The sequence below is a fragment of the Xenorhabdus innexi genome (genome assembly GCF_002632485.1).
In the GTDB taxonomy this organism is placed as follows: Bacteria; Pseudomonadota; Gammaproteobacteria; order Enterobacterales; family Enterobacteriaceae; genus Xenorhabdus; species Xenorhabdus innexi.
The window spans coordinates 1-11,106 of record NZ_NIBU01000086.1 but is presented as its reverse complement, the minus strand read 5'-3'; the positions used below and the strand labels follow the sequence as shown (position 1 = coordinate 11,106).

The following is an 11,106-nucleotide window of genomic DNA, read 5'->3' as shown; positions in this document are numbered from 1 at the left end:
GTCAGGCTTGCAATAGGCACTCCAACAGCCTATGATTATATCAATTAATTGATATAATCACTTGATTTACAAAGCAAAACGGCGCACTTAAAACGGAATGTCATCTTCAAAGTCCATCGGCGGCTCATTGTGCTGAGATGAAGAAACTGGAGCCTGGTTAGATGGCTTCCCACCACTATATTGTGGTTGTTGTGGTTGCCCCCAATTCTCCTGTGTATTACTACGATTACCCAACATCTGCATCACTCCGTTACCATTCACTAGGATTTCGGTTGTGTATCGATCTTGACCACTATTATCTTGCCATTTCCGAGTTTGCAAAGATCCTTCTATATAAACTTGTGAACCTTTCCGAAGATACTCACCAGCTATTTCCGCAAGTTTTCCGAAGATAACTATACGATGCCATTCAGTTTTTTCTCTCGCTTCACCAGTTTGCTTATCTTTCCAACTCTCAGAAGTTGCAATAGTAATGTTTGCCACTGCTCCTTTGTTATTTGGCATATAACGAATTTCTGGATCTGCTCCCAGATTGCCTACCAAAATAACTTTGTTTACTCCTCTTGAAGCCATAATATTTTCTCCTCAGATATATTCGCGTTGTGTCCAATCGCCTAATTTCAGAGCATTAGATGCAACCTTATCCGATTGAAAATATTCAACGGATTCACGAGAAACAGGCCCTTCTTCATTCATCGTTCCAATGTAATAACCAGTACGACCAGATAGAACCTGTAAGGGTAAATTTTGTCCTGCCAATTTTGCTGCAAGAACACCAGTCTTAACCATAGTATGTTCCTTTAATCAATAAGATAGAAACATACTTCCCTGAAAGAAGTATGTTCCTTTCAGGGAAGTAAAATTACGTGATTTAGAATGAGTCTGCTGCATAATCTCTTGCAGGCACTTTATCTTCACTTGGTGGTGTTGATTGAAGTTTCTCAGCCTTATATGCCATCTCTTTCCCAACTTTGATCCAGTCGATGTTAATCAGCCGAGCACGTATACACGCTCGTTGTTCTCCAGCATGTTCCCCACTATTGAGAGTAAAAATTTCAGTAGAAGGGTTACTTAATACGAATCCAATCAACACTTTTTTATCGTCATCAACCGCTTTTTGACAACGATTTATCAGTTTAATGGTACTTTCTCCTGCAACAGTAGCATCAAAACGCACATATGCGGGACTATCAGTAGGACCACTTAAAGCATTAATCACCACGGTTAAAAAAGTTCCATTAGGTCCTTTCCGATGGCGTATATTGCTCAGGTATCCAATACCATTAATATGAAGATTGAAGTATTTATTTTCATTTTTGCTATTCATCATGATGTTTCTCCTAAAAAATAAGGTAAAAATGAGAAACATCATCCCAATGGGATAATTATTTCCCATTAGGAAGCCAGCCATGAGGCTAACCTGATATCGCGATATGATATATGTGAAGAGTTTCTTAATCGCCTTAGCGATCCCCGTTTTCAAAGAATAAACAGGTTTACCCAGAGTATTTACTGTCTGCCTTTTCAGGTCTGGCAGATAATGTAGTCACCCGAAGGCGTTCCTCTCAGACTAACGGAACCTTGATTGATACAGTCACCCTAAAGCGCTTCTTTCAGACTGCTAAAGCATTGGTAGGTTGCAGAGCAACATAAAATCTTGTACATGTTTAAATCAAAACAAAACAATGTCAAGAAATTATGAATAAAATATTCTCTATATATAAACAACCTCACCATAAGAAACAAAGCACAATAACGCTATAACTTTTATGAAAATAAATAAATTAAACAAGCAATTATTTATCTTCAAAAAGGTCACTGTATCTTCTGGATATTTGAGAACGAGAAATTCCAGTCATTCTCGAAACTTCCGATTTGCTGACTTTTTTTCCAGTACGCTTTAAATTTTCTATAGCTTCACGTATTTTATCCTCACTTGAAGCAGAAGCACTTGAAGAAAGGCGTATATTATCAGCAATATGTTGCTCTTGGGATTTTCCCTCATCCTGTAATGTTTTTTCTTCTAGTGTTTTTTCTTCACTAGATGGTATTGATTGGAATTTTTTAGCCTTATATACCGTCTCTTTCCCTACTTTGATCCAGTCGATATTAATAAGCCGAGTACGTATACGTACACGTGATTCTCCAGCAGATTTCCCGCTATTGAATGTAACAATATCAGTAGAAGGGTTGCTTAATACGAATCCAATCAAAACTTTCCGATCTTCATCCACTGCTTTCCGGCAGCGGTTTATTAGTTTAATGGTGCTATCTCCAACAACAATAGAATCAAAACGCACGTATACGGGACTATCGATAGAGCCACTTAAAGCGTCAATTACAACGGTTAAGAAAGATCCATTAGGGCCGTCTATATACCGTATGTTGTTTAAGTATCCAAGACCATTAATATGAAGATTGAAGTATTTATTTTCATTTCTACGATTCATCATAATGTTTCTCCTAAAAAATAAGATAAAAAATGAGAAACATCATCCCAATGGGATAGTTATTTCCCATTAGGAAGCCAGCCATCAGGCTAACCCGATATCGCAATATGATATATGTGAAGAGTTTCTTAATCGCCTTAGCGATCTCCGTTTTCAAAGAATAAACGGATTTACCCAGAGTATTTACTGTCTGCCTTTTCAGGTCTGGCAGATAATGTAGTCACCCGAAAGCGTTCCTCTCAGACTACAGGAACCTTGATTGATACAGTCACCCGAAAGCGCTTCTTTCAGACTGTTAAAGCATTGGTAGGTTGCAAAGCAACATAGAATCTCGTACATCTTCAAATCAAAAAAAAAACAATGTCAAGAAATTATATTATTTAAAATAATTAGTTATCTTCAAAAAGATAACTATATCTTCTGGAGATTTGCACACGGGAAATTCCTATCATTCTCGCAACTTCTGATCTCACAGATAAAATTAAAGGCGTTACCAAAACAAAAGTAACGCCTTTAGCAGTTGTACCAATTCTGCGAAGTTGAAATAAAACTCCGAGGCCATTCAACAAACCCGGCGTGTTTTTCACGGAGTTGGATACGCCTTGAAAATCTACTGTGTCGAAGCAGTAATTTTCTGAACTATTAGGGTTAGAACGCTGTTTAGCGTTTTCCCTCCGTAGTTACGGGGTACTATTTCCTAGCTAGGAAACCTTAGCAGTTACTTAGGTGACTGTACACCTAAGTTACGAAAAAAGGGTTTTCAACGTATTACTTTTTTTCTTCTTACCTGATTGAAATTTAGCACCTCTCACCTTTTTTGCTGTATCTAAAGAAACGATACCATCACATTCAGGGTAACGCTGGCAGCTCCAAAAACGCCCTTTCTTACCCTCACGTAGTACCATTTTCCCCTGACATTTTGGACAAGGCGGCATTGTAGGTAAGTTCAATTTTAACGGTGTATTCTGTGCTTTCTCTAACAAATGATGAACCCAAGCTTCCTGTTTTTGCATAAATGTGGTCAAGGGCATTTTACCTTCAGCAACTTCTTCTAAAGCCTGTTCCCATAATGCCGTCATGCCAGGATCAGTAACTACAGATGGCAGTGCATCAATAAGCTGAGATCCAATATCCGTAGCTAACAGAAACTTCTTCTGGCGAGATAAGAAGTTTCTTTCCTCCAATTTAGCAATAATTCCAGCCCGCGTAGCCTCTGTTCCTAATCCTGCATTATCCTTCAGAATTTTCTTTAAGTTCGGATCAGTAACAAATGCAGACGCATTTTTCATAGCGGCAATTAATGTTCCATCAGTGTAGTGTTGAGGTGGCTTAGTTTCCAGTTGCTTCAGCTCACCATTTTTAACTTCACACACTTCCCCCTGAGATAAAGCAGGAAGTTTTTCTGTAGGTTCTGTCTCATCTTCGGTATCTTCTGAATTGGAGAATAACAACTTCCACCCTTTAATAACCTCAACATTACCTTTAGAGATAAATAGCTGGCCTCCTATATCAAAAGAAAGAGTAGTTACATCAACTTGTTGCGCAGGTAAAAACTGAGCCAAATAGTGAGTACGAATTAATTCATATAACTTTCTTTCTTCTGCACTCATCCCAGATAAAGTAGGTGGTTGTTTAGTTGGAATAATCCCATGATGCGCAGTAATTTTTTTATCGTTCCAGACACGGGAAACTAATTTAGTATCCAGTTTATTCAATAATGGGACTATTGAAGTATCGCTTGCCGCTAGTGCCTTCAACACATCAGGGATCTCAGATTGCATAGACACAGGCAAATAACCACAATCAGTTCTTGGATAAGTAGTAGCTTTATGTTTTTCATATAAGCTTTGGGCTATCTCTAGCACTTGATTAGCACTAAATCCCCAACGTTTTGATGCTACTTGCTGCAATGTTCCCAAATCAAAGGTAAGCGGCGGTGAATGCTTTTCGCGTTGCTGCTGAACCTCACATACTCGTGCTTGTTTATTGTTATTACATAACTGAATGACAGCTTTTGCTACCTGCAATTGATTACAACGTTTTTCATCATCACAATATTGTTCGGCAGCTACCCATTTAGCCGCAAAGAATATCCCTTGGTGCTGTAAAAGAGCTTTAACCTGCCAATATGGTTTAGGTGTAAATTGGGCTATCTCACGATCTCTTTTTACTAACAAAGCTAATGTAGGGGTTTGAACCCGTCCAATTGAAAATAAGCCTCCGTATCCCTGCTCTCGCGCTGATGTCGTAAAAAATCGAGTCATATTCATGCCAATCAGCCAATCAGCGCGAGAACGCCCTAATCCTGCCTGATAAAGCGATTCCGTTTTTTTGCCTGGCAACATCGAACTAAGCGCCTGTCTTATACTTGCATCATCCAATGCTGATAACCAAAGGCGCTGAATAGAACCGGTATAACGACATATCTCTAATATTTCCCTTGCAATAACCTCTCCTTCTCTATCAGCATCAGTTGCAATAACTACTTCAGAAGCACGTTTCAATAACAGTGAAATTGTCTTAAACATTGCTGATACGTCTTTTTTTACAACCATTTTCCATTGAGATGGAATAATAGGTAAGACTTCTTTACGCCAGGGGATACCAAACTGCTCACCATAAGCATCAGGAGAGGCACTTTCTAATAAATGTCCTCTAGCCCATGTAACAACCAGATCTTTCCCTTCATAAAAACCATCTTTTTTAGAATTTGCACCTAAAATCTTTGCAATATCCTTACCCTGAGATGGCTTTTCACATAAAAAAAGACGCATAGTCATTCCTTGTTATGATTAGGGTTATATAGCTTTACCTACCGCTACATCATTAATTTGTTTAAATAAGCGTTTCAGGTAGTTATCAGTTAAGTGTGCTGGATTAGCTGACCCGTAGGTAATAAACATCAGCGTACCTTTACCTTTTTTCTGAAATTTAATATTCAAATGATCGTTATCGTTCCAATTTTTCCCCATACTGTAATAACTACCAGGGCTGGCTTCCCATGTATATCCAGCCGCATTTATAGCACTTACTGTCCATTCATCTTGTTTACTACCACTATTTTTCAATGAATCTATTTCATCCTTAGATACAAACTCATAAAAATGCCTTACTCTTGCTGCGGCTGTATCTACATCAACTGGAACAGTTATTTCATGCTGGCGAGTATCGCGTTTTTTTCCTACTTCAGCAGTTAACCTAGGCATTCCATCTTCAGTAGCTGGCCCCTTTGTTACAGACAATCCAAAATCACTAATCTTTTTATTAAGTTCAGCAAATTCAGTTCCAGCACAGCCAGAAAGTAGAATAAAAGAGAAAGGAACAATAAATTTACAAAAAGACATAAGTACTCCTCATATAGTTAACAGCCATTAAGTGTTACTACTTTAAGGAAGCTAATGGTGGAGAAAAAGAAGAACGTTTCCTTCCTGTTAAAATGTCGTGATCTAAATCACCCATTATTTTTACCGCAGCTTGGTGTTCTTCACTCATGTTAGATAAATTTGCTCGTGAAATAGGCAAACTATGATAAAGAGTCACAATACCAAAGGCTCTACGGACTTGATGGCCTGCAATAGCAAGTACATCTCCCTTTTTCTTCCTAGAAATTAAGCCATAGTGATAAGCCTGATATGTACGCATAGCTAACTGATCAACCCCTACCAATAACCAAACACACTTATAGCCCAAAGGAGTCCGACTAAAAACGCTCAGATCTAGCGGTTCGGAAGAAGCAACCTCAGATATATGTATCTGAGCAGGAATTTGAGTTAACCATTTTCCGGCCTTATCTAGTTCGGATTGTAAAATCTCTATACTTTCATCTAATGATTTTTCTACCCGATATAAGAACATATCAGCAAACGGATTATCTTCCAGAGCATCATTATGAATTCTCGTTACTCTTCCAATAAAAACGGGCATACTAATAATATTCCAGAATGCTTTCTTCTGTGACTTTTGTTCAATATCATCAATATTTCTATGTCGCCCTTCCCATAACTTGATAGCAAAATGTGTATGAAGCTCAAATGAAAATTCAGATCTCAGTGCTCCGGCTTTTTTCTTATCAGAACTTACGTCTTTAGTGGTCATAAAAAATCACTCCATTACTGAGTATATTTAAACAATAGTAATTAAATACATTTCCCATCAATGAAAAACTCTTATTCAGAAAATAATGAATTCCTGAAAATTAATTTTGTTTCGGGGGGAAACACAACATTTTTTTAATATCAGCAATATGTTTTTTAACTTGTTGTTTATCACTGCCAGTAGTAACGGGAGTATTTTTTCTTTCAACGTTTCTTTCTTCCACCCTTCGATTATTATTTTTTTCCACCTTGACACTTTCTTTCATCTTGTTGTTTTTATAGTGCCCATTATGCAAATAACGGCCTTCTCTAGCTGATTTTAATAGTGTTAGAGCGTATCCTACTGGGTTCTTTACAGAACCAGATTTAAAACCAGACTCCAATTGTTCTAAGATAGATTTAGCCTGTTCAATAGGTAAATCATTTAGCTGACCTAACAGCATACCACTATCATTTTTTCCTAATCGCTCTTCTAATTTATCTGAAAAAATTAATACTGATTCCTCAGATACGTACGTTTCTTTTACACTATGTGTAATATTACGTACGTAGTGGTTCGATTTTTGGAATTTACTGTAACCCTTTGATTTATTACTTAGTTCGATATTCGAACTTGGATTAGATTTGGTCTGTGGTAGACTTAGTTCGGATTTCGAACTAAGGGATTTTGACTCAGTTCGATTTTTATTTTTTGATAAAATTCGATTACCTGACAGTATAGCTTCTTGTTCTACTGCCAGTTGTTGTGGAGTCACAGCCACACCAAGGCGATTCTCAATTAGTTTTATTCGAGAATGCTGATGTTTCATAAGAGGATCATCTTTTACTTCTTGTAAAATAGCCCTAGCAGTAAAGCGAACGCTTTTATTTTCATGGAAACAGCTTTTTTCTAATATCTCTAGCCAGCGAGGATCTAATATTTCCGCATCCAATGCACTAATCGGCTCATCATGTTGCATATAGATATTTCCACGTATACACCCTGAACTATCCCGAACCTGCTTACATAAACTTAACCATCCAGTAATACGCAAAACGAGCAGTGTCCTACTGATCGTTTCCCTTGATGCTTGTTTACTATTAGGGGAAGCTAGTAGTAACTGTAATTCATCGTATGTAGGAAAAGTTGCACCATCATTTTGATGCGCATACAGCCGTATCATCATCCATGCTGTTTTATCAAAAGGAGAAAGACGGCTATCTAATAGTAATTGACGAGGTATAGCATCGTGGATATTTCCAGCATAAATTAAACCACTACGTATTGTTCCCATTGGTTCAGATACATGTGTTAATTTTTGCTGCATTTTTTCTAATGTAAAACTAATTAGACTCTCTTTTGAAATAGCCATATGTTACCCATACCACTTTATGATTCATCAATTAAATCGCTTTTTTGCTGCGCCCAGTTAGCAGGCGCAGAGAAAAACGACTCACTCACTGTTTTAATATTTCCTTGTTATAACGCTCGTGCGTCATTAATTCCCAGTTCCTTCCGTTATCTCGACTCAACAAACGCCAAAATGAACCTACATTAATTTTCAATATCCCCCCTCGTTTCCCTCCACATTTCATTTTGGTAGAAATATGCTCACCCTTCTTAAATCTAGTTAATTGCTTTGTTGCTTTACTAATTATTTTTTCAGGGATTCTATTCCGATACTTTAATCTATCGTGATCATTCATCTTAAATTAAGCTCCTTATTTCGCGTTTAAAACTCCTTTTTTTAGTTCTAGTTACTGAAACCTCCAGCATTACTTGAAGGTTATTCCAGACAGCCGTTAGTGATAATGCTAATTCCTCTGCTAATAACATCATCATTTCAAATCCTTCGGCACTATCTATATTTTGAACATCTGATTTTTTCCAACGACTCCAAAGCGCTTCTTTATCTCCATCACTTAAATTAGAAGAACGCCCTACAGATACTCTTAAATCTGCTAATCGCCTGCGAGTGCTTACATCTACAGGAGAAAGCCCAAAATAATGGTGCATCATTTCTATAGATGCTCCTAACTCTAATGCTCTATCAATACACTCATTTCTTTTTTGTTCTATACGTGATTGCTCCAAGATTAAATATAGATTGTCATGATGTATTTGATATGTAATAACCGACACTTGACTTTTAGAAAGATAATATAAGTCCTCAAGTGTAAGATTATTCAACATTCTAATCTCATCTGCACTTAATCCTAATGATTCACAGCGTCTCAAACTACCAGCTTTAATTTCCATAATAAGGTCAGTTAATAAATTATTACCTGACATTGATAATTGTTTTGTCATTGTTTTGATCCCCAATATGAAAACCAACAACTGAATGACCATAAAACGAAACCTTCCAATCATTCATATGATGGATTTCATTGCAATGCAGTTTTAAAGGAGTAATCTCAATCGATAATTGACTGACCCACTGCACACAAAACATATGCTTCATTTTTTTTCTAAGTAGAGAAAAAGATGTAGACTGGCAACGTTCATCTTCTAAACTTTTTCTTAAATGACGATTCGTTGCTAACCTTAATCTATTTTCCAACTCAATAAATAACATTTTAGCAATTTCAGAACGGTGTCCTAATCCATAAAAAATAATATCAAATGACCGCTCAGATAATTTGCTTTTTTGAAGCATAAAACCCGAACCTATAATCTCTGAACTAAGCATTAACACAAGATTCCAATCTATATCATGTTTAACCATCCCTGTTAATTGAGTTGAAAAAACTTGTTCTTGTGTATTTCTACTAGAAATAGTCTGAAATTCACGCATCAAAGAAACAAGATTCTTTAACTCATTTTCATTATGATCTTTTTTGTGCCGCCCTATATTATTAAAAGGCGGCATGGTGTTAATGAGATGTTTGAGATATTGTAAATTATCTTCACACATCATTAAGATTCGTGACCCCATCCAATAAAGATATTGATTGCAATTCACGTAACCTTCTTAAGAAGCGAACAATTTTTATAAATTATAATACTTCTTCATCATTAAAATCGGGCTTTTTAATTTCATCATCAGAATACAATCCAATTAATGCGTTGCAAAAATAACTATTATTAGGTGCGTCCTCGTTATCACCAGATAATGACTTTAATAACACCAAAGAAGGTGTAGTATCTGAATCAACTTTAAATCCAGCAGATTTCATTTCAGAGTTATCTTGACTGATAAACTCTGATATTCCTAATCCATCAGCAAGAGAAAAAACAGAACGAAATATTTCAGCTTGAAGATGCTCAATATCATCTTGCAACGGTGAAATAGGATATAAAGTATTTAAAGTTACCAACTGATTTTCTTCAACGGGTAAAGATTCAGAGAATGATGATACTAGTGTTTCCACTGAGCTATCTACTGATATATCATTATCTTTTGTTACAATATCATCTTTTACCACACTATAAGAAACATTTTCCTCAACTGAACCCAGTTCAGTATTTTCCGCCTCATTTGAATCAAAATCACCTATAAAATCAACTGATTCATCTTCAATCTCGTTCTTATCAATTATTACAGGCTCTTTGCTATTTTTTTTCTGCTTGGTGTTTTCCACAACATTTGATTCTAGTGTTTCAATTACAGATTCATCTTTTAATTCGTCTTCAACACTATTTTGCGTTTGATTTAAATCTGTATTATCAAACATTCCTTTTGGTTGTGTTTTGGGGTCCAACTCAAACAACCATCTATCATAATTTAATGATACGTGAGGGCAATCTTTTATCAACTCACCAATTAGCTCATCTCGAAATACATCTAATGAGAATAGTTCTGGAGAATCAAATTGAGTACAGACATTAGAAAATACGTCAATAGGTAAATTTTCTTCGCCGCCATCGGAAAAAAATTCTTTTCCTACTCGTTTAGTATTAGAACGTAATAAAAGTAGCGACTCAATTTGACCTCTCCCCATACCACCCTCTAATAAAGTAGGCATATGTGGATACAAATAACTCAAAGCATCTTCCATCTTACTAATACTAGAGTAATGAACAGGAAATCCTTCTTCGCTTAATAATTTAGAAAGCTCACGTAGTGTTATTTTCTTACCTAATTTATCTTCAAACAATGTTCTAGCTTTATGAACACCTTGTGCCTTTTCTATAAAGGTTAAATCACCACGCATATCATTTTCAGCCAAATGGCCTATTACACAGTGTAAACGACCAGGCCATGGCTTAAATAAACAATGAATTCTATAAAAACGTTCATCTCCTGTTTCTTGCCATAGTTCTGCAAGGATCTGATAACGAGTATTACCACCATCACTAAATATATATGTATCATCACCATCAGGATCACGTGTAACTTTAGGTACTGTATCTAACCCACGGGATTTAATAGAAGATTTAATATCATCATAACGAGGGTTTCGCCCTTTTCTGGGGTTATCTGGGTTTGGACTAAGTTGATCCAATGTTAGTATCATAGCCATTTCATTTAATGGTATAGCTTGGATTCGACTAATAAGTGCAATTTCTAAGAAAGGCGGTCAGTTGCTATAGTAGGCATCTTTCTCGCCAAAGGAAAATGCACTATGACCTATACACA

Annotated in this window: 10 protein-coding genes and 2 pseudogenes; all 12 read right to left on the bottom strand. The window is 36.5% G+C overall.

Annotated features, from left to right (window positions below; translation table 11 throughout):
- Positions 1-87 precede the first annotated feature (87 nt).
- A complete protein-coding gene (locus Xinn_RS18590) occupies positions 88-573 on the bottom strand; it encodes a single-stranded DNA-binding protein (protein WP_099137732.1) in 486 nt (161 codons plus the stop codon).
- Between the two features lie 12 nt (positions 574-585).
- On the bottom strand, positions 586-789 hold the full coding sequence (locus tag Xinn_RS18585; protein WP_086955764.1) for a hypothetical protein: 204 nt from the start codon (positions 787-789) through the stop codon (positions 586-588).
- Between the two features lie 82 nt (positions 790-871).
- On the bottom strand, positions 872-1,327 hold the full coding sequence (locus Xinn_RS18580) for an STY4534 family ICE replication protein (protein WP_086956598.1): 456 nt from the start codon (positions 1,325-1,327) through the stop codon (positions 872-874).
- A gap of 700 nt (positions 1,328-2,027) precedes the next feature.
- Positions 2,028-2,450 (bottom strand): annotated as a pseudogene (locus Xinn_RS22915) (DUF3577 domain-containing protein); the annotation flags it as partial.
- Between the two features lie 743 nt (positions 2,451-3,193).
- On the bottom strand, positions 3,194-5,224 hold the full coding sequence (locus tag Xinn_RS18565; protein WP_086955761.1) for a DNA topoisomerase III: 2,031 nt from the start codon (positions 5,222-5,224) through the stop codon (positions 3,194-3,196).
- Between the two features lie 24 nt (positions 5,225-5,248).
- Entirely contained in the window at positions 5,249-5,794 is a 546-nt protein-coding gene (locus tag Xinn_RS18560; RefSeq protein WP_086955759.1) for a hypothetical protein, read from the bottom strand.
- 37 nt (positions 5,795-5,831) lie between these two features.
- The gene (locus Xinn_RS18555; RefSeq protein ID WP_086955757.1) at positions 5,832-6,545 is read right to left on the bottom strand and encodes a PFL_4669 family integrating conjugative element protein; all 714 of its coding nucleotides are present in this window, start codon (positions 6,543-6,545) and stop codon (positions 5,832-5,834) included.
- 100 nt (positions 6,546-6,645) lie between these two features.
- On the bottom strand, positions 6,646-7,896 hold the full coding sequence (locus Xinn_RS18550) for an STY4528 family pathogenicity island replication protein (RefSeq protein WP_086955756.1): 1,251 nt from the start codon (positions 7,894-7,896) through the stop codon (positions 6,646-6,648).
- A gap of 85 nt (positions 7,897-7,981) precedes the next feature.
- Complete coding sequence (locus Xinn_RS18545; protein WP_086955754.1) at positions 7,982-8,230, bottom strand: ParE family toxin-like protein; 249 nt, start codon at positions 8,228-8,230, stop codon at positions 7,982-7,984.
- Position 8,231: 1 nt separating this feature from the next.
- Positions 8,232-8,834 (bottom strand): DUF2857 domain-containing protein, encoded by a 603-nt coding sequence (locus tag Xinn_RS18540; RefSeq protein WP_086955752.1) that lies wholly within the window; start codon positions 8,832-8,834, stop codon positions 8,232-8,234.
- Positions 8,806-9,444 (bottom strand): DUF7168 domain-containing protein, encoded by a 639-nt coding sequence (locus Xinn_RS18535; protein ID WP_086955751.1) that lies wholly within the window; start codon positions 9,442-9,444, stop codon positions 8,806-8,808. The genes Xinn_RS18540 and Xinn_RS18535 overlap by 29 nt, the downstream gene beginning before the upstream one ends.
- A gap of 766 nt (positions 9,445-10,210) precedes the next feature.
- Positions 10,211-11,005 (bottom strand): annotated as a pseudogene (locus Xinn_RS23575) (ParB family protein); the annotation flags it as partial.
- Positions 11,006-11,106: the final 101 nt, after the last annotated feature.